Origin of the sequence: Roseibium album (assembly GCF_965233825.1) — a bacterium.
Lineage (GTDB): Bacteria > Pseudomonadota > Alphaproteobacteria > Rhizobiales > Stappiaceae > Roseibium > Roseibium album.
This window is the reverse complement of the sequence record NZ_OZ247583.1, coordinates 6,061,589-6,081,107: the sequence shown is the minus strand read 5'-3', so window position 1 is coordinate 6,081,107 and position 19,519 is coordinate 6,061,589. Positions and strand designations below refer to the sequence as shown.

Below are 19,519 nucleotides of genomic sequence, written 5' to 3'. Positions count from 1 at the left end.
CCCGAATGTCTGAACTCTGTATCACGGTCTGGCACTGGCCGAGTGAACCGCGATGGTTTGACGATGGACTGAAGAAGGACCTTGCCCTCATCCGGGAGGCCGGATTTACCCATCTCAACTGGAATCCGGATGCCGGCTCGTCCTACTGGTACACGGATGCGGAAATCGCATTCATAGCCCGAACGCTGAAAGAGGCCGGTCTGCAGATGCATTCGGTGCATGCGACCAACGGGATCAATCCTGTGACCGAGTTTACCGGCAAGGGAATGGGCGCGCGCGCGGAGACCATGGAGAGGCGGATGGACTATACTTCGCCGAATGACTGGCAACGCAGGGCTGGCGTGGAACTGATCCGCAATCGCATCGATCTTGCTGTTGCAACGGCAAGTCCGAATGTTGTCCTGCATCTCGACGTGACGGATGAGGCCTTTGCAACTTCCGCGGCAACCGACGTGTTCTTCAAACCGGTATTCGACAGTTTCGACGAGCTCTCGTCGCTTTGCCGAGAAACGGGTGTGGTGATCGCGATCGAGAACCTGTTCGGCAAGGCTGACGGCGACAACTGGCTGGCGGCGTTCGGGCTCTTGTTCGAACGGTACGGCGCGGATGTGCTTGGCCTTTGTTACGACAGCGGCCATTGGGAACTGCAGGAACCGGGCAAGCTGTCGGTGCTGCACCGTTTCGGAAACCGCCTTGTGGCCACGCATCTCCATGACAATTGGGGCATTCGAGACGATCACCTGCTGCCGGGTGACGGCCGCCTCGATTGGGATGCCATTATTCAGGCGATCGCTGCAACGCCGTACAAGCCACCACTTAACTTCGAAACGCCGAAGGACAGATATGCCGTCAGTGCACAGGCCTTTTATCGTCGTGCCGCAACAATTGCCCGCGGCCTGGAGCAAAAACTGGCAAGCGCGCGGGCCGGCTGATCATGAACAGGGTTTCCCGCCAGAAAGTACTTGAACAGGTTCTCGAAGCCGCATCCGATCTTGCAATGACCTACTTTCAGAAAAGGGAAGGGAACCTGATCGAGATGAAAGAACCCGGCGACTATGTCAGTCGTGCGGACAGGGACGTGTAAGAACTGATCCGGCAGGAGCTTGAAACCGCTTTTCCAGATGACGCACTGGTCTGCGAGGAAAGTGGCGGGGTCGCCGAAGCGGGGTTCTGGGCAGTCGACCCGATTGACGGCAGTGCCAACTTTCTGAGCGGAAATCCCCTGTGGGCGGTTTCGATTGCCTATGTGGTAGACGGGTCCCCCAGGCTGGGCGGAATCGCCCTGCCGGCCCTGGGGGAAGTCCACATTGCTGATGCCGGGCGGACGCTCAATTCCGAAAGGAGCCTCGCTCCGGCTGTCGTTTTTGGTGTCGGACGAAACGCGAAATGGAACCGTGACGACCGGATAGCATGGGAAAACCAAGCCGAAGAACTGGACCTCAACGTCTGCTGTCTTGGATCCTGTGCCGCTTCTCTTGCCTTCTGCGCCTCGCGCCGCATGGCTGGTTATGTCGAAAAATCCGTTTATGTCTGGGATATTGCCGCCGGCGCCGTACTGTGCGCGGCGGCGGGCCTCGATGTTGAATGCGAAATTGATACCCGGACCATGCGAGGTGATATTTTCGTGATGGAAAAGTCTGCCAGAATGCGCGGCCAGATCTCGTTCAACTGACCTTTGCTCCGATTGACCCGGTTCACCCCCGGACCGCGCGTCGTCTGATACTGCGGCTGTCCTCTTGATCCAACTGTTGCTGTTGCTTGTATAGATCCTCGATGCAAACCGCCATGTTGCGGCCGTTTTCCTTGGCGGAATAGAGCGCCTGGTCGGCAAGGGCGAGGAGGTGGGAAGCGGTGTCGGCGTGTTTCGGGGCAGATGCCCAGCCGATGCTGACGCCAATCTGCGCGAGGCCCCCGGAAACGGGAACGGGTTGCGCAATGGCCTCTATCAGTGTGTCGGAAAGCCAGCGCAGGCGATTGTCGTCGACCGGGCCGCGCAAGAGCGCAACGAATTCGTCGCCGCCGGTTCTGGCGATCAGAGCATGGCCCGACAGTACCTTGCGCAGCCGCTGCGCCACCTGGCGGATGACCATGTCGCCCGCCACATGTCCATAGGTGTCATTGACGGACTTGAAACGGTCAAGATCGATGGCCATCACGGCACATGGTGTTGTCTGGCATTGGTCGATTGCCCGATCAAGGGCCGCGTGAAAGTGAGGACGGTTGGCGAGACCGGTCATCAGGTCGTGACTGGCCATGCGGCGATTGAGGGCTTCGCTGTCTTCCAGTGCGCGTGATTTTTGCGCCAGCCTGCGGGCGAAAAAGACACCAATGGCGATGAACATCAGCATCAGAACCGCGGCAATCGGTCCGATCGTGCGGCGGATCTTGCTGCCTGGCGCCGCGCTGGTCCATTCGATATAGCCGATCGGTTGTTGGCCATGGGCTGAAACGGGGACGCTGGCCTGATGGTGACCGGTCCCGGCGACATAGGTGAAATTCTCAAGCAACAGTGTCTCGCCGATCTCCGAAAGAAATGCTTCTTCGATCAGGGATACGGACACGATCACGCCCGGAGGGCCATCGGGAAGCGAAAGGTCGGCGGATTCTGGAACGATGGCCATGGCACTGACAAGAGCAGGCCTGCCGTCAATGTTGCGCACATCGGTCGCATAGATCGGGGCGAGCTTGCCCTTTTCGACATATTTGACCTTGAAGCCGTCTGCGGATGGACGGCGGACGGTCTGATAACCGATGCGGGCCTTGGCAACGAGGTCCCTGGTTGTATCCAGGACTTCCTGACCGGCGGCAGACGGTACGATTTCATCTTCAGCGGCAACCAGTATCAGGTCATTTCTGCCGTCAACGATCAGGGTCCAGTCGTGGTGAAAGTCGAGCCACATCTGGCGGGCGATTTCGTGCGCAAACGTTTCGTCGATCCTGTCGTCGATCTGGACTTCCCGCGCCGTCTTGTCGTTGACGGCGACGAAAGTCTGGTGCCGCGCTTCCAGTTCCAGACTATGTTCCAGCGCCTCTGTGACCAGCGCGCGTTCATGGCGCAACGCGAGTTCGTCTGCACTTTGCGTCGTGCTCATGAAGAGATAGGCCATGGCGAAGACACCGCCGGCCAGAAGCAATGAAATCGAGCCGTAGGCAAAGTGGCGCAGCCTGACATTCTGCGCGGTCTCGCCAATGCCGTTTGCAGGTATTGTCCCTGTCTGTTTGTCTCCAGTCACGCCCCGTTTCCCCGTTTCGCAATGGTCCGTTCCCCAACCCGGTCATGGCATGGGGACGGTGAAAACGAGGTTCTTGTGCGAGGAAATAGGCGGTGTTTTGCGAGTCTGGGTTAATGGAGGGTTAGAAGAGGCAGCGGAATTTTCAGCAATTTCGACCGAGTGATCTGGCGCGCAGTCATACGCACTCACTCTCCCCTTGGAAATCTCCGCCCTTCTTCCACTTCGTTCAGATCCATGTGGTTGCGCATGTAGCGTTCGGAAGCTTTTTGCAGGGGCTGGTAGTCCCAGGGGAAATATGCGCCATTGCGCAGGGCTTCGTAGACAATCCAGCGCTTCGCCTGGGATTGACGGACTTCCGCATCGTAGGTGGCCATGTCCCAGCGAACCCTGACGGCATCGGCGAAGCGGGTGCTTGCATCGATGTGTGCCGGATCGTCCGCCAGGTTGGTCAACTCATAGGGATCGTCCGCCAAATTGAATAGCTGGGGCGGATCGAGTTCGCAATGAATGTATTTCCAGTCGCCCTCTCGAATTCCGACCAGCGGTGCATAGGAGGCTTCGGCGGCATATTCCATCAGGACCGGAGAGGTGCGTTCGCCACTTTTTGCAAGCGGCACTAGGCTTTCGCCGTCGGTCCAGGGCATGATCTCGCTCATGTCGATGCCTGCGAGGTCGCAGACAGTCGGCAATACGTCCAGCGTACTGACCGGCGCCGTGATGTGGGCCGGCGCAAGATCCTCATCGGCGACCATCAACGGTACACGCGAGGACCCTTCGAAGAAGGTCATCTTGAACCAGAGACCGCGTTCACCGAGCATGTCCCCGTGATCGGAGACAAACAGGATCGTTGTGTCTTCGGCGAGATGCATTGCCTCCAGGGCGTGGAGTATTTCGCCGATCTTGTCGTCGAGATAGGAAATATTGGCGAAATAGGCGCGACGGGACCTGCGTATGTCCTCCTCGGTTATGTCGAAGCTGCGCCAGTCATTGGCATCGAAGATGCGTTTCGAATGCGGGTCGTGCTCTTCATAAGCCCTGGCCGGAACTTCCGGCAGAAGATGCGCGCAGTCCCGGTAAAGGTCCCAGTATTTCTTGCGGGCGACATAAGGATCGTGAGGGTGTGTGAAACTGACAGTCAGGCAGAATGGACGATCAATTTTGCCGCGGCCATAGTCATGGATCTTGCGGATCGCCTGGAAGGCGACATCGTCGTCATATTCCATCTGGTTGGAGATTTCAGCGACACCGGCACCGGTCACCGAACCCATGTTGTGGTACCACCAGTCGATACGCTCGCCCGGTTTTCGATAATCCGGCGTCCAGCCGAAATCGGCAGGGTAAATGTCGGTCGTCAACCGTTCCTCGAAGCCATGCATCTGGTCCGGGCCGACGAAGTGCATCTTGCCGGACAGGCAAGTGGTATAGCCCGCCCGGCGCAGATGATGGGCGTAAGTCGGAATGTCTGAGGCAAATTCGGCTGCGTTGTCGTAGACGCCGGTCCGGCGCGGCAGTTGGCCGGACATGAAACTCGCCCGTCCCGGTGCGCAAAGTGGAGAGGCCGTATAAGTGTTCTGAAACCGCACCGAGCGTGCAGCAAGTCCCTTCAGGTTGGGAGCATGCAGAAAGTCCGCCGGGCCGTCCGGAAACAGGGTGCCGTTGAGCTGATCTACCATCAGGATCAGAATATTCTTGCGAGCGGTCATTCTACCTCCCCAACACCGAATGAAATCCCATTCAAAATTCCTAACTTTTTTTTAATTGATCAATCAATCAAAAAACACTTACATTCGAAAAAGATGCCTTCCTGCCGGTAGAAATTACTGGACAGCGAGGCCGCTTGAGCGGTTTTCTATTCACGGAACAACACGTGTAAGAATTCCACGAAACAAAAAAAGGGGACAGGACATATGAGCAGTCATCGAATTCCGATCATTCAATCCGGGATATCCCGCCGCGGCGTCTTGAAGGGAACGGCCGCGCTGGGTGCAATGACGTTTGCGGGCACGCTTGCCGGTCCAGCTGCTGCGACACCCAAGAAGGGTGGGACGTTGCGCGTGGGTATCGCTGCCGGAAGCACGAGCGAGAATTACGATCCTGGCACCTGGGACAATCAGTATGTCCAGGTATTTGCGACTGCGCGCCATGGCTATCTCGCCGAAGTTGCCGCGGATGGATCTCTCGCGGGAGAAGTTGCCGAGAGCTGGGACTCTCCCGATGCGAAGGTCTGGACATTCAAGATCCGCGACGGTGTCGAGTATCATAGCGGCGGCACCGTGAAGCCAGAGGACGTGATCGCCTCGATTGACTATCACCGCGGAGATAAGAGTACGTCGGCCGCGAAGCCCTTCGTCGATCCGATCCAGGAGATGAAAGTCGACGGAAATGCAGTCGTCTTCACGCTGGAAGCGCCGAATGCGGACTTCCCGTTCGTGATGACAGACTATCACCTTCCCATCATGCCGGCCAAGGACGGCAAGATCGACCCGACAAGCAGCGACGGCTGCGGACCCTACAAGGTGACGAATTACGAGCCGGGCGTGATCGCCGAACTGGTGCGCAATCCCAACTACTGGAAAGAGGGCCGTGCCCATTTCGACGGCGTCCATCTGCTGACGATCCTCGACCCGGCCGCCCGTCAGTCAGCGCTCCTGACCGGAAACGTCGACGTGATCGATCAGGTTGACCTGAAGACCGTCGCCCTGTTCCAACGCGCGCCGAATGTCACCATTCTGTCAACTTCCGGAACACAGCACTATACGTTTGCGATGGACACGCGCGCAGCGCCGTTCAATGACAACAATGTCCGCCAGGCTCTCAAGTACGGCATCAATCGTCAGGAACTCGTCGACAAGATCCTGTTCGGCTACGGTGAAATCGGTAACGATCATCCGATCGGGCGTTCAAACCGGTTCCATGCGAGCGATCTGGAACAGACAACCTATGACCCCGACAAGGCGAAATTCCATCTGAAACAGGCCGGGCTGGATTCCGTTGAAGTGCAACTGTCTGCTGCGGACGCAGCTTATGGTGGTGCTGTCGATGCTGCTGTTCTGTATTCCAACAGTGCGGAAGCGGCAGGGATCAAGATCACGCCCGTGCGCGAGCCCAATGATGGCTACTGGTCAGACGTCTGGATGAAGAAACCGTTCAGCGCAGTTTATTGGGGCGGTCGGCCAACGGAAGACTGGATGTTCTCCGTTGCCTATGCGTCCGGTGCACCCTGGAACGATACTTTCTGGGAAAACGAACGTTTCAACGAATTGCTGGTTACGGCACGTTCGGAGCTCGACGAGGAAAAACGCCGCGAGATGTATGGCGAGATGCAAAACATCGTGCGCACCGAAGGCGGTGTGGTCGTGCCGATGTTCGCGAGCTACGTAATGGCGCATTCCAACAAGATCAAGCACCCCGAGCAGGTCGCTGCAAACTGGACTCTCGACGGGTTCAGGGCTGTTGAGCGCTGGTGGTTCGACTGATACCCGGCCAGAGACCGCACTAGCCGGTAGGCATCGCGGCGGCCATTCAGGCCGCCGCAACCTCCTGCAGGAAACGCTCGATACGGTCGGTTACATCGGTCAGCTGCCGGGTGGCGGCACCGGTGATGTCTTCAACTTCACGGGCAGACTGACTGGTTTCACCCGATCCTTGTGACAGATCGCCGATGTTTTCCGTAACGCTGCTGGTCTGGGCAGCTGCCTGTGAAACGCCGGAGGATATTTCTGCTGTCGCGGCAGATTGCTGTTCGACCGATGCAGCCATGGCTGCGGCGGTGTCATTGACGTTTTCCATCATGCCCATGATCGAACTGATTGCCTGGACTGCCGCATCCGTCGATGTCTGGATTTCGGAAACCTGGCTGGAAATCTCATCGGTGGCCTTTGCGGTCTGACCGGCAAGCGATTTAACTTCCGAGGCAACGACAGCAAACCCTTTTCCGGCTTCCCCGGCGCGCGCCGCCTCGATAGTCGCATTCAGCGCGAGCAGATTGGTTTGCTCCGCAATGTCCTGAATCAACTGAACAACATTGCCAATCCTTTCTGCTGACGCCGACAGGCCCCTGACCTGATCGTTGGACGTACGTGTTGCCTCGGTTGCGCTTTCGACCCGGTCCAGCGTATCGGTGACCTGCCGGCCGACTTCCTGAACCGAGGCACTCAGCTCTTCTGTCGCCGCGGCGATTGTCTGCACATTGTCGCTGGCCTGGCTTGATGCGGTGCTGACTTCCTCGCTCTTGCCGCTTGTCGTGCGGGCAATACCCGACAAAAGTTCAGCGGTCCGGTCGAGCTGGTGCATGTTGCCGGTCACGGCAGAAAGGGCACCTTCAATATCCTGGCGGAAATCGGCAACAAGGGCATCCACTTTCTGCTGCCGGTCATGAACGTCCTGCTGGCGGGCCGATGTTTCCACTTCCAGGCGAACACGTTCCTTCTCGCGGTCACAGAATGTCGCGACAGCCTTCGCCATTTGTCCGACATCATCCTTGCGGTGCGTGGCCGGAATTGTCTGATCCGTTTCGCCGTCCTTCAATTTCAGCATGGCGGTCGTCAATGCCCTGATGGGACGGACAATGGCATTGGACAGAAGGAGGACGAATGTGATTCCGAGCATCAGCGCCATGGCCAAGGTGACGATAATCTGCGTCCGTGCGGCTCCTGCACCGGCAACTGCGGTTTCACCGGACAACGCGCTGATCGATTCAGCCTCATGCGTCATTGCCGCTGCAGCTTCGGCAAATTCCATTTCGCTCGTTTGCAGCATCAAAGTAGTCGACACGACATTGCCGAAACTGGTCTGAAGCTGGGGCAGGGCCGTTTGCCCTGCGGTCACCAGAGTTTTCAGCGGGCCTTCCAGAAGATCGACCTGTGCCTCGTCCGAGCTGTGCTTCAACGCACCTGCGCGAACACCCTCCAGATTTGCCAACAGGGTGGTTGCGTTATCCAGATGATTGGCAAACGAGGTCGCGGCCGGTTCCGAAGCGGTGTTCAGGTATTCGAAATATGCGCTTCTTAGTCCGAGTACGTTTGCAGCAACGCCTTGCGTATAGTTCGACATCAAAGCCAATTCATTGCTCGCACGTTCGAACTGGCGCAGGTCGCGTGTCAGCTCCCTGATTGGCTGGTCGGTGGCTTCAACGATGGAGACTGCCAGGCTGGTCAGTTCATTGACCGCGGGGTGCAAACCGTTCGTCCAGGCCGCCTCGTCAGCAGGGCCTTCCTTCAACTGGGCTTTCAGGAGTTTTTCAAATGACTTTGAGCTCTTGATCAGTTTTTTGACGCTGGATTTGATCTCGTCTGTTTTGACGGCACGGCGAACGGCCTTTGCATCTTTTCCGAGGGCCTTGATCCGATCCGAAAGGCTTTTTGCAAGGGCCGTGTCCGGATTTCTCGCGAATGTGGAGGCTTCCTGTTCAAGAACGCTGGCAACGACGCGCATGTTGCCGAGGCGGGGAGCAACCTGGGACAGTTTCGTCATCTTGCCTTCATTTGTGATGGCGATCGTCGAGCGATAGGTGGCCAAAGCGTTGTATTCTGCAATGGCATTGTTTGTGGTTTCGGCCAGGCCTTCTGTCAAAGAACCAAGTTTGGCAATCGCTGCGTCACGGTCCTGACGGTTTTTCGCCAGGGCGTGAAAACTGACCTCAAGGTCTGACACAATGGCGTCAAGTATCGGGGCCGCTTTGTGGTCTGCCTCGGCCAGATGACGACTGTCGTTGTCCAGAGCGGCAATTTCCGAGCGGACGGCACCGGCTGTTTCCGGTGTTCCGGTACGGCTGAATGCCTGAGTGTCCGTGAGCAATTCCGGAACCCTTCCCAGCAATTCGTTTGCCGTTTTCGCTATTGTAACGGAATCCTGCACTTTTGACGCTGCGATCAGGCCACTTGCACCAACGCCGATGGCACAAACCAGCATGACACCGAACCCGACCTGGAGCTGGCGCTTGATGGACCAGTCGAAGAAAAAACGCTGTTTTGCGGCGTTGTCTGCCGCAAGCCCGGGCGCGGCCGGTCTCTTAAATAATCTGGTCCATGACGTTTGGGACGGAAACTTCATCAATTGGCTCCGAAAACTGAATCGCTGGAGCATGTTTGCGGGAAATATTTAAAAAGAACGAAAAAGCGCGGTATATTCTTTGACTTGTTCACCTATTCTGTCGCGACTTTTTTGTTCATTTGATGAAATTAACATAATCGCCCCGGTTTTACTTGAAGTTCCCGGAGGCCGAGGCCGCAAGACTTCCTAAGCCCTAATCTGGTTCGGTTACGTTGGGATTTTCAATGAAGGGATGCAATTTCATCTAAGGCCTGTCGGTATGGCCCAGTGCCTTGTCGGGCCACAGCAGGTCGCGCAGGCGTTGCTTTAAAACCTTTGCCTCCGGAAATCCGCCATCGTCGGTTCTGTCCCAGATTGTCACGCCGTTGCATGAAATGACGAAGGTACCGCCGGTCGCCGGAACCAGTGTCACGGCACCGGTTTCCTCGGAAAAGGTGGAGAGGATTTCCTGGGCCATCCAGGCGGACCGCAACAGCCAATTGCATTGGCGACAATAGGTGATGATGATATGAGGCGCGGGGACGTCGGTCATGGCGTCAGACCTTTTGAAAGAACAACCGAATTACTCCGCTTGTGCCACATTCTGTATCCGATACGCCAGATATCCGAAGGGCTTTTCAAGTCCACCCGGTCCTGTTCGACATTTGCGGTCTCGTCTTGCGCGCAGTCCCGCAAACAGGACTGAGTAACCGCGTTTACCGGCTGGAGACGAACAAGGGGAGCTTCTTTCTGCGCCTGCCCAGAGCCGAGACGGCCGGGATGGTGGATCGTCAAGCCGAAGCCAGGAACATCGAGATTGCGTCCGGTCTCGGTATCGCGCTGGCACCTCTGTTTTGCGATCCGGCAAGCGGTATTCTTGTGACCGGTGCGGTAGAGACGGTCAACCCCGAGGCTGGTGATCTGCCGTCAAGATTGGGGGACGCTGTCGGACGGCTGCACGGATCAGGTAAGGTCTTTGCAGGTACGCTCGATGCCGATGCCGTTTTCAACGCGCAAAAGCTGTCCCTGGTGTCCAATTGCCAGGATGAACCGGATGTCGGACTGCTGGATACACTGATCCGGGATCTGCGATTGCTCGAAGACGAAACTTGTGCGCTGATGCCGGTTCCGAGCCATGGGGACCTCTCGCCCGGAAACTGTCTTGCCAGCTCCGGAAATCTCTGGTTGATCGATTGGGAATATTCCGCGATGGCCGTGCCCGCCTGGGATCTTGCTTATGCCATCCTGGAACATGGTTTTTCAGGAACTCAGGAAGCAGCGTTTCTCAACGCTTATCGGCAGCGTGTCCCGGCACATGTCCCTAGCAGACGACAGCTGGAAATCATGAAGACCAAGTGCGATGCAGTGTCATCGCTCTGGGCGCACGAGCAGCTTTGTAGAGGAAGCGACAAGACGGACTTTCGCTCCTTCGCACGCACGAGGCGCGAGCGGGCGCTCAAGAGGGCTCAGGAAATCATTCGATAACAGCTGGCAGTCTTTGAGGGTCTGCAAGGCACTGCTTGTATTGTTCGTTCATTTGTGCGCGCAAGGCCGGGTCTTCAGGGTCGACTGTCAGCAGTGTCCAGGTCCCGTCGGCTTCCAGGTGGGACAGAGTGCAACTGCAGGCGGCTTCGCAAACACCGGCCTCTCCCACATTGTTCACACAGGCCTTCGTGCAGTTTTGAACAAACGCATCACCAGCACGGTCGACCTGCGGACCCAGCGTTGCCGCAGTCCAGACAAGGCCGTAGAGGATCGGCTGATGCAGCAGATAAACCGGCAGCGAATGCCGTCCCAGAAATCGTGTGGACTTTCCAGCCGATCCACTAAATGAAAGCCGGGACAACCGGTCCCACATATGGACCCGTCTGAACATTTTCGACAATGCCAGGCCAGCCAGCGTCACTCCTGCCCAGGGCGCCACCGGAACATAATCAACGCTGCCGAATTCCGGCGTACCAAGTCCCGTCCATAGCCAGAGTTCGCCGTTGAAAAAGGATGAACTCGCCCAAGCCGGCAAGGTTATCAGGAAAACGGCACCGGCAAGCGAAACCCAGAAAGGCTGTCTAAGGAAGGGCAGGGCGATCAGGCTGGCTGCGGCAATGCAATGGAGAATTCCGAAGCGGACAAAACTGTTCCCGAAGGTAAAGTAGGTCACCATGGATATTGCGGCAGCAGCAACGATGACGACCACAAGACGGCGCCAGAATGATCGCCAGCGAACAGCCTTGTGATGAGCCAGGTCCAGGCTGACGCCCGCCAGAAACAGGAAACTGCCGGCAATAGAGGCGGCGAAAGACCGCCAGACAAAACCCTGTGCGACGGGCCAGTCGACAAAACCGAACCAGGAGAGGTCCCAGGAGAAATGGTAGATCGCCATAGTGACGACCGCAATGCCGCGGACAAGGTCCAGCACCGCCAATCGTTGCGCGGCCATCAATCGGCTTTCTGAATCAGAATGAACTTCATGGTCAGACCGCTAAACGAACGGATCCGTTTCATCAAGTTACGAAGAATTGTGCCCTAGCTGCTGAAAGCGACAATCAGCGTCGTAATGAGCGCGGTGGCGCCGATCATAGCGCCGACAAACGGCCACGGAGATGGGCGATGAGCGGTAAACACATCGCGGTTCGCCGGGTCTTGCAGCATTGCCCTTAACTCCCTAGTCCCACCATGACTGAGGCGAGAGTGCGGCAATTCGAAGCCGGCGAAAAGATCGCAAATGACATCGCGCCATGTTTTCCCAAGAAAAACGCCGATGTGTGGAATTTTCACCGACTCACAGTGTTACGGCTTGACGCAATTAACATATTGAAATAAATGCGATTTATTCGATTTATCTCAGATTTCCCTCCGAAGTACACCGGCTGGCGTTGTGTCCGATGATGCGTGCGATATGCGCACAATCGCCAAGGGTGAAGCTCAGCGGTATACGCATGTCGAACAAACTTGCAAGAATATGGTCCGTTTTTGGGAGCTCTTGCGGGTCTGTGTATTTCCAGCTGTGATGATTGGATGTGAAGGCGACCGGAGTGTTGTCTCCGAACCATTTCAGCTCAACGCCCATCTCCTTGTTGAGTTCAACAAATCGGAGCATCTTTTCCGGGTCGAGCGTGGGAAGGCGAAACTGTATAGAGCTGCCGACATAGTGCTCCGGATCTGGGCGGCGAGGCAGCTTGATCGCCGGGACTTCCGACAGTCCATCGGCGATGAGGTCGTATCTTTCATTCCAGCGCTGAACATTTTTGTCCAATGTCTGAAGTTGCGGCAGCAAGATCGCGGCGCGAAGATTGTCCATTCGTCCGGACATGTTGGGTGTTTCCAGCCGGATATCCTCGAATGTTGTCTCGGGAGGGGCCGCACCGTGGCGCCTGTATAGCATATAGGATCCGGAAAGCATGATTGCGCGCGCCATGAACTGCTGATCGTCGGAGGTCAGCAATCCGCCTTCTCCCGAGTTCAGGTGCTTGTAGGTCTGTGTTGAAAAACATCCGGCAAGGCCGAAACTGCCGCTCGCCCGGCCATTCCAGCTGGCACCCATCGTATGCGCACAGTCCTCGACAAGGAGCACGTCGTTGTCCGCAAGAAGCGCAACAAGCGCTTCCATGTCGCACAAATGTCCGCGCATGCTGGACAGCAGCAGCACCTTTGCACCGGTCTCGCTGATTTTTGTCTTCAGGTCATCAAGATCAAGGACAAGGTCTTCGGTGATTTCAACAAACGCCGGTCGCGCTCCGACACTCGCAACCGCGCCCGGTACAGGGGCGAGAGTAAAGCTGTTGGTCAGAACCGTGTCGCCGGGCTCTACCCCGGCGGCGCGCAGGGCGATCGACATCGCGTAGCCGCCCGAGGCGCAGGCCAGACAGAACCGGGTGCCCTGATAGTCCGCAAAGGCACGTTCCAGTTCGGAAGCGGCCCCCAATTCGTCACCGACCGTGTTGTAGCGATGCAAGCGTCCGGTACGCATCACATCGACGGCCGCTGCGATCGCATCGTCCGGTATGGCTTCCTGCTGGGTGAAAACTCCGCGAAACGGTTCCAACGACCTCTCCATTGTCTCGGCAGCATACGTCTGGTCGCATCCTAGTCAGAAACGAACGCGTTTTTGAAGGGATCTGTGGCCTTGAGCTTGCAATTGTCCGCACGCGCCTTGCATGACCGCTACGCGAGCAACTTGCAGTGTGTCTGTGCTGCGCAGTCATCAATGCTGCATCGCCAGCTTCCACTGTTGGAACGTCATTCAGTAGCGAAACATTCTGTACTGTTGTCGGCGCAGCGAACAAAGCAGCCATCGCGCAAATAAGTAGTTTCGGTCCAGCGACGACGCCTAGGGTCTGTTCGGTCGTTTGCTGCAATGCTCCTCCAAATTGGAGCTTCACGGCTTCATGACCTGATCCCGATAAATGACGTTCGTTGCGACCAGAATGAATGGCCAAGATCCGGACAAACCCGCTGCAGGTCGCCTTGTGTTTACGGGGTCGCCAGCATTGGCAGGATCACGCCCCACCGCGTTTCCTGCGGTGGCGCGGACGGTTTGAATCCGAGCTTCTTGTAGACGGCTATTGCCCGTTTGTTGTCCGGATGCGGATCCGTCGCGATCACAGGTGCACCCTCATCGAAGAGATTTTGCATCCTGATGCCGATAAACCCTGATCCATGGCCAATTCCGATCATCTCCCGATCTCCAATAAATTGATCGATGCCCCGAGAGCCCTGGGGAAGGTCGGCAAAATGGTGATCGTCCCATCCGTGCACGGAGTAGTCCTGCATGAACGCAAAAGGCCGTTCGCTTGTTGAGACGATCCAGCGCGCCACACGCGGATCCGCCAAATCCGCTTCGTCATACGGCTCGTCGGAACTCCACCACTTCAGGACGTGGGGGTTTGATTGCCACGCCTCAAGCAAAGCGAGGTCATCCAGGGTTGCTCTGTGAAAACTGTAGTGATTGGCCACGTTCATTCGACCACACTATCAGATCGTCTGCTTGAAGGTTTGTGCCCAGCTCAGGCTGTGTAGCCGTCGTCGAAACAGACCCCAAACTCTTCGTTCAGCACTCTGAGGCCGCATCTCAATGGCCGGTCTTCGTTATGGCTGTGATGCATTCACAGGACCGGAGGAAGCAGACGAATGTTGCTGAAAGTGTCAGGGCTGCCTGAGCGGACGAAGCAGTCATCCAGCAATGAAAGTTCAGGTTCGCTTGAACCAAAGCAAGTTGACTTTCTGATTATCGCCAAACGCGCAAAAGCGGGGATCTCCAGACCTTCATTGTGACAGGCCTGCCATGCGCAAGGCGGCAAAAATTTGCTCACGATCTTCCTGATGCCTAAACGAATTGATTGATTGAGCGTCGCCCAGCTTCGATCCTGCGTTATTGTTGAGCCAGGATTGTGCTTCCGCCCTTGCCTCTTCGATCTGCTGCAATCCAACGAGGTTCAGGATCCTGTAAATCTGCGTTACTGACGTGGTACCTTCGATACTGTCAAAGAGCTTCAGGCCATCATCGAAACGACCGGTGAGATAGTAGGCGAGGGCGAGATAGATCTTGAATATGTCAGGTGCATAGCGGTTCGTGGAAAATGCCTTCTCAAGCAGAACCACGGCTGTGTCGTGTTCTCCATTCCAAAGTTTCGCCAGGCCAAGCGCCATCATCATATCGCTATTGTATGGGTTCAGTTCATAGGCCCGTTCCGCGTGTGCAACACCTTGAGCATGGTCGCCATCGAAAATGCACAACCGGCTGACGAGCCGATGAATATGAGCAGAGCGTGGATACCGACGCATGAGATCACGCATTTCGCGCAAGGAAAATTCCAGTGCATCTTCACGGCCAAGGGGCCAGCCTCCCGACAACTCGCTTGCATAGGTCCAGCACAGACAGAGTTTTGGGAACATCCCATTCGGGTCGGATTGAACCAGCTTTTCGAAGAACGCTCTGGCATTCGCGCAATCTTTTGGGTTTCCCCGATGAAGCAATTGAAGACCGCGTATCATCTGTTCATGCGGATCGAGCGCGGCATCCGGTTTTGCCAGGATCGCCTTGGCCCACTCTTCACCAACTGCATCGCTCATTGTGGATGCAACGAAGGCGGTTATGTCATCCTGAAGTTCGAATGCATCCTCAAATTCGCGGTTGATCGTATCCGACCAGACACGGCTGCCACTTGCAACATCAATGAGTTGAACACCGACGCGAACTTTTTGTCCCGAAATCTGAACCGAACCTTCAAGCACGTACTCAACGCCCAGCTGACGTCCAGCGTCGAGTGTACCCAGGTTCGAGATCTTGTGAGTCGCGCTCCCGGGATCAATAATCTTGAACTCCTCGAAATGCGCCAGAGCCGCAGCCAGAGTTTCGGTCAACCCGGACGCGAGACTCGCTGCGTCGCCACCCGAGCCCAGATGGCGAAAAGGGGAAACCAAAACCGTCGCGACTTTCCAGGATGTTTGGGCGTCATCGGCCGGTCGACTTGCCAGCGTGTCTGGGGAATTGGGTTCATCAGACGCCAACCGAAAAACCCGAACGGGTTCTGATATGTTCTTGAGCGTCTTCTCACCCAGGTCCTGGAAAGTCGCGCTGACCTTCCCGCCGGATTGACGGAACACGTCTTCTGAAACAAGTATCTCGCCCGGATTTGCTACAGACTCTAGTCGGGCCGCAAGATTGACACCTTCACCATAGATATCATCGTCCTCAACGATCACGTCACCAAGGTTTACACCGATGCGAAAAGTGATCTGTGCATCTGATGCTTTCTGCCACTCCATTGCGCATTCGACAGCCGAGACAATACTTTGAAACTGGACAATGTATCCATCGCCCATTCGCTTGACGATCCGTCCGAAATGCTCTTCGACGGCGGGTTCTACAACGTTTCTCTCAAAATCCTTCAGACGGTTCAGAGTGCCGACTTCGTCTTGCTCCATCATCCGGGAATAGCCGACCACATCTGCAGCAACTATTGCAGCAAGGCGCCGCTCTGGTCTGGTTTTCGTCATCAAAGATGATTATGCAGGATTGCGACGGAAGTCTAGGTAACGATCTCATTTCCGCGCTTACGCTCTATCCGGTGTTCTCTATTTCTTATTGAAAATTTTTTTCATTTTTGATGGATCTGATGCTCCTGATATTGAGAAAATATCTCTTTTGCGGTATTTTTTAAGAATGTTGTAAACTTTTTTCACAAATAGCTGGCGATGGCTCAATCGGATTTATTGGCTTGTTGCGGCAAATCCCGCGGCAGAAGAGGTCAATTGACCGTTTTGATATCCCAAACGAACAAGTGACTTAGCGTTCGTTTTCAAAGAGAGCTTCAGCTGAATGCAGCGAGGCCGTGCGGCAGGAGAATGACCAATGTCGAGAAGGATCAAAGTAGCGGCAGCGCAGCTGGGCGGCGTTACGAACGCCATGAGCATTGACAATAAAGCGAGTAGAAAAATGGTCCTGGACCGGATGGTCGCGCTGTTGAACGACGCCGCCGACCGAGGTTGCGATCTTGTCGTGTTTCCGGAGTTCGCACTGATACCTGTTTTTGTGCGCTTTCATGTCGCCCAATTGGAGCAGTTTGACCACTTTTACGAACAAAGTATGCCATCTGAAAACACCCAGCGACTGTTCGATACTGCCCGTGAAAGGGGTATTGGTTTCAGTCTTGGATACGCCGAACTTGTAGAGGAAGAGGGCCGTATCCGACGGTTCAATACGATGATCCTGGTTGACCGATCCGGGGACATCACACTGAAGTATCGCAAGGTGCATCTGCCCGGGAGCGCGGCGCCTGTTTCAGATGATCCCTTTCAAAACCTGGAGAAGTACTATTTCGAGGTTGGGAACCTCGGTTTCCCGGTGGCAGAGTTCAACTCCTGCAAGATTGGCATTTGTATATGCAACGATCGCCGATGGCCGGAAACATATCGAATGCTGCGCCTCAAGGGAGCCGAATTAATCCTGCTTGGCTACTCGTCTCCCGTGCAAAATCCCCGCGAAGACCAGTCTCCCGAATTGCGAAATTTTCACAATCTTCTGTGCATGCAATCGGGCGCATATCAAAACAGTTGTTTCGTCGTGGGCGCAGCAAAGGCGGGCATCGAGGATGGCGTGGAATTGATTGCGGGAAGCAGCATTATCAACCCTTATGGCGAAATACTTGCAATCGCCAAAAGCTCCGATGACGAGTTGATTGTGGCGGATTGCGATATGGTGGAATGTGAACCGGGCCGGAAGGAGGAATTCAATTTCAACACGACCAGACGCCCGGAATTGTATGGAGCGCTCGTGGAGCCGCATTGATGAACAAGTGATCCCTGAGGATCAATCTGAAACCAAATTGACAGGTGAACCACGAGAGACTGCAGAGCGTTGACAGGAGATGCGAATGACAGTCGAGCCGGATGGCTGAAAAACCCGTGCTCCCAAGACGGTTCTCCCTGACTAACTGGCTTACAATGACCGGCAGACTTGCATTCGAGAGTGTCCGGCGCATCCTGAATTGTCCAGGTCCATACCACTCGCGGCAGCGACACCATGTCTGGCGATTGGTCATCCGGATCAAGCGCTGCCGGCACATTGCGACCTGCAGCGAGGCGCGCGCTGCCGGTTTCCCGGCATTTCTCGAAGACGCGGCGATGCTGCAAGGCTACGTAACTTTGGGTCCACGGTCTCGTCAGAGATCCAGCGCGTCCAGGCCAGCTTCCAGGTAGTCGGCCAGCAATGGCATGCCGAGAAGGTATTTTGCGGTGGAGCCGACCGCGCGCTCCCGGGCTTCGTTTACGACCTGGTAGAAATCTTCGGCGTCAAAATCACCCCGACCGATCCAGGTGATGGCAACCAGTTCTGCAGCCTCGTCGACATTGAAGTCCTCGATCAGCTCGCGCAATTCCTCATTGGAAAGATCGTCGCTTTCCTCCTCGGCAAGCCCGTCGTGGTTATGGCCTTCTTCCAGGGTGTCCGCATCAAACTCCACATCACCGTCGTGACCGTCCTCGAACGTGTCCTTCATGGCCGATGCAGCGGCGCGCGCCTTCTGGACGAGCATGCGGATCGTGTCAGTTGAAAGTGTGAGGTTGATGTCCATGGCTGCCTCCGACAAACCTGTCTTCTCTTTATCGATCCACTTTTCATCATTGGCAATGGTCATGACGCGCTTTCCTCGTTCCCCGGTTCCCAGGTCGTCTGGAGTTTCCCCCGGGTTATCCACGTAAGCTTGTAAAATTTAACTTCCGGCCAGTTAAAATGCCCGCATTTCCAACTCATATCGGTCGATGGTCTTGCGAACCTATTGCTCCATTGCTTTACTTGCCCGACGAAATGATGCCTGTCCTTGACCCGGATCAACGCGTGGGCGGCGATCGTGCTCGCAAGGAGCGCCGCCGAGGAACCGCGGACGGATCGGGACGTGCAGGGCAGGTTACGGGTTTCCGGGGCGGACCGGGCACTCAGGTCCGGCAACCAGGCGTGAGCTTGGTGCCGGACCTTTGTTTTCAGCTGTTCAGCCTTCGTTGAAGCGCGGAGTTCTTTTCTCAAGAAACGCAGACATGCCTTCGCGCTGGGCCGGCAGGCCATACAACGCATGATAAGTCTGCCGCTCGTATCGTATTCCCATGTCCAGTGTGCTGTTCTCGGCCATGTTTACGCAGGCGCGAGCCATCTGAACGATATCTCGGGGGAACTCTGCAATGGATTTTGCGACCTCGTTGACCTCGGTTTCCAGATTATCGCGTGGAATGACGCGACTGACCAATCCGATGCGCAGGGCTTCGGCGGCATCAATCATCCTTCCGGTCAGGATCATGTCCATCGCCATAGTCCTGCCGACCAGCTTCGTCAGTCGCTGGGTGCCACCGATGCCCGGAATACAGCCGATCTTGATTTCCGGCTGACCGAACCTGGCGTTTTCGGATGCCAGGATGACGTCGCACATCATGGCTAGTTCGCAACCGCCTCCAAGGGCGTAGCCGTCGATGACGGCTATCTTGGGCAGACGCAACGCCGCGAACCTGTCCCAGCCGGAGAAGAAGTCGCTTGCCTGCATGGAGGCGTAATCCTGGGCAGCCAGCTCTGCTATGTCGGCACCTGCAGCAAAGGCGCTTTCGTTTCCGCTGAGCACGAGGCAACCGACCTTTTTGTCGGCTTCGAACGCGGCTGCCGCCTCCAGCACTTCTTCCATGACCTGCGTATTGAGTGCGTTCAGCTGTTTGGGCCGGTTGAGGCGGATTGTTGCGACCCGATCCCTGATGCCGGTTTCTATTGTCTCAAACAT

Annotated in this window: 16 protein-coding genes; 6 read left to right on the top strand and 10 right to left on the bottom strand. The window is 56.1% G+C overall.

All coding sequences use genetic code 11. The features are described from left to right. The first annotated feature begins 5 nt into the window (after window positions 1-5). The 3 genes from ACO6TI_RS27980 to ACO6TI_RS27970 are packed head-to-tail and all read left to right on the top strand — an operon-like array spanning window position 6 to window position 1,672. Window positions 6-932: a sugar phosphate isomerase/epimerase family protein gene (locus tag ACO6TI_RS27980; protein WP_422383810.1), complete on the top strand. Its 927-nt coding sequence runs from the start codon at window positions 6-8 to the stop codon at window positions 930-932. Window positions 933-934: 2 nt separating this feature from the next. Next, the gene (locus ACO6TI_RS27975) at window positions 935-1,084 is read left to right on the top strand and encodes a hypothetical protein (protein WP_422383809.1); all 150 of its coding nucleotides are present in this window, start codon (window positions 935-937) and stop codon (window positions 1,082-1,084) included. 3 nt (window positions 1,085-1,087) lie between these two features. After that, window positions 1,088-1,672 (top strand): inositol monophosphatase family protein, encoded by a 585-nt coding sequence (locus tag ACO6TI_RS27970; RefSeq protein WP_422385341.1) that lies wholly within the window; start codon window positions 1,088-1,090, stop codon window positions 1,670-1,672. Between the two features lie 22 nt (window positions 1,673-1,694). Here ACO6TI_RS27970 and ACO6TI_RS27965 read toward each other — a convergent pair whose 3' ends face one another. Further along, window positions 1,695-3,233 (bottom strand): diguanylate cyclase domain-containing protein, encoded by a 1,539-nt coding sequence (locus ACO6TI_RS27965; protein ID WP_422383808.1) that lies wholly within the window; start codon window positions 3,231-3,233, stop codon window positions 1,695-1,697. A gap of 185 nt (window positions 3,234-3,418) precedes the next feature. Further along, on the bottom strand, window positions 3,419-4,936 hold the full coding sequence (betC, locus tag ACO6TI_RS27960; RefSeq protein WP_196877153.1) for a choline-sulfatase: 1,518 nt from the start codon (window positions 4,934-4,936) through the stop codon (window positions 3,419-3,421). A gap of 204 nt (window positions 4,937-5,140) precedes the next feature. On the opposite strand from betC, the gene ACO6TI_RS27955 reads away from it, so the two are divergent. Beyond that, complete coding sequence (locus ACO6TI_RS27955) at window positions 5,141-6,709, top strand: ABC transporter substrate-binding protein (RefSeq protein ID WP_350184079.1); 1,569 nt, start codon at window positions 5,141-5,143, stop codon at window positions 6,707-6,709. 46 nt (window positions 6,710-6,755) lie between these two features. Here the strand turns inward: ACO6TI_RS27955 and ACO6TI_RS27950 are convergent, their stop codons facing one another. Both ACO6TI_RS27950 and ACO6TI_RS27945 read right to left on the bottom strand, forming a co-directional pair. Next, window positions 6,756-9,284 (bottom strand): methyl-accepting chemotaxis protein, encoded by a 2,529-nt coding sequence (locus ACO6TI_RS27950; RefSeq protein WP_422383807.1) that lies wholly within the window; start codon window positions 9,282-9,284, stop codon window positions 6,756-6,758. 244 nt (window positions 9,285-9,528) lie between these two features. Continuing rightward, on the bottom strand, window positions 9,529-9,816 hold the full coding sequence (locus tag ACO6TI_RS27945; RefSeq protein ID WP_104703838.1) for a SelT/SelW/SelH family protein: 288 nt from the start codon (window positions 9,814-9,816) through the stop codon (window positions 9,529-9,531). A gap of 41 nt (window positions 9,817-9,857) precedes the next feature. Between ACO6TI_RS27945 and ACO6TI_RS27940 the strand changes: the two genes are divergently transcribed. Next, on the top strand, window positions 9,858-10,748 hold the full coding sequence (locus tag ACO6TI_RS27940; protein ID WP_422383806.1) for a choline/ethanolamine kinase family protein: 891 nt from the start codon (window positions 9,858-9,860) through the stop codon (window positions 10,746-10,748). On the opposite strand, the gene ACO6TI_RS27935 is transcribed toward ACO6TI_RS27940, so the two are convergent. From ACO6TI_RS27935 to ACO6TI_RS27920, 4 genes are all read right to left on the bottom strand, one after another. Next, complete coding sequence (locus ACO6TI_RS27935) at window positions 10,738-11,700, bottom strand: heparan-alpha-glucosaminide N-acetyltransferase (protein WP_422383805.1); 963 nt, start codon at window positions 11,698-11,700, stop codon at window positions 10,738-10,740. The two genes, ACO6TI_RS27940 and ACO6TI_RS27935, sit on opposite strands and share 11 nt — an antisense overlap. A gap of 399 nt (window positions 11,701-12,099) precedes the next feature. Continuing rightward, the gene (locus ACO6TI_RS27930) at window positions 12,100-13,305 is read right to left on the bottom strand and encodes a DegT/DnrJ/EryC1/StrS family aminotransferase (protein WP_422383804.1); all 1,206 of its coding nucleotides are present in this window, start codon (window positions 13,303-13,305) and stop codon (window positions 12,100-12,102) included. Between the two features lie 428 nt (window positions 13,306-13,733). Continuing rightward, complete coding sequence (locus ACO6TI_RS27925; RefSeq protein WP_422383803.1) at window positions 13,734-14,222, bottom strand: GNAT family N-acetyltransferase; 489 nt, start codon at window positions 14,220-14,222, stop codon at window positions 13,734-13,736. A 303-nt stretch (window positions 14,223-14,525) separates the two neighbouring features. Further along, on the bottom strand, window positions 14,526-16,259 hold the full coding sequence (locus ACO6TI_RS27920; protein ID WP_055117714.1) for an adenylate/guanylate cyclase domain-containing protein: 1,734 nt from the start codon (window positions 16,257-16,259) through the stop codon (window positions 14,526-14,528). 355 nt (window positions 16,260-16,614) lie between these two features. On the opposite strand from ACO6TI_RS27920, the gene ACO6TI_RS27915 reads away from it, so the two are divergent. Then, window positions 16,615-17,550, top strand: a complete 936-nt coding sequence (locus ACO6TI_RS27915) for a nitrilase-related carbon-nitrogen hydrolase (RefSeq protein WP_422383802.1) — start codon at window positions 16,615-16,617, stop codon at window positions 17,548-17,550. A 373-nt stretch (window positions 17,551-17,923) separates the two neighbouring features. On the opposite strand, the gene ACO6TI_RS27910 is transcribed toward ACO6TI_RS27915, so the two are convergent. Next, window positions 17,924-18,397, bottom strand: a complete 474-nt coding sequence (locus tag ACO6TI_RS27910) for a DUF3775 domain-containing protein (RefSeq protein WP_173937365.1) — start codon at window positions 18,395-18,397, stop codon at window positions 17,924-17,926. A gap of 351 nt (window positions 18,398-18,748) precedes the next feature. After that, window positions 18,749-19,519 (bottom strand): enoyl-CoA hydratase-related protein, encoded by a 771-nt coding sequence (locus ACO6TI_RS27905; protein WP_104703826.1) that lies wholly within the window; start codon window positions 19,517-19,519, stop codon window positions 18,749-18,751.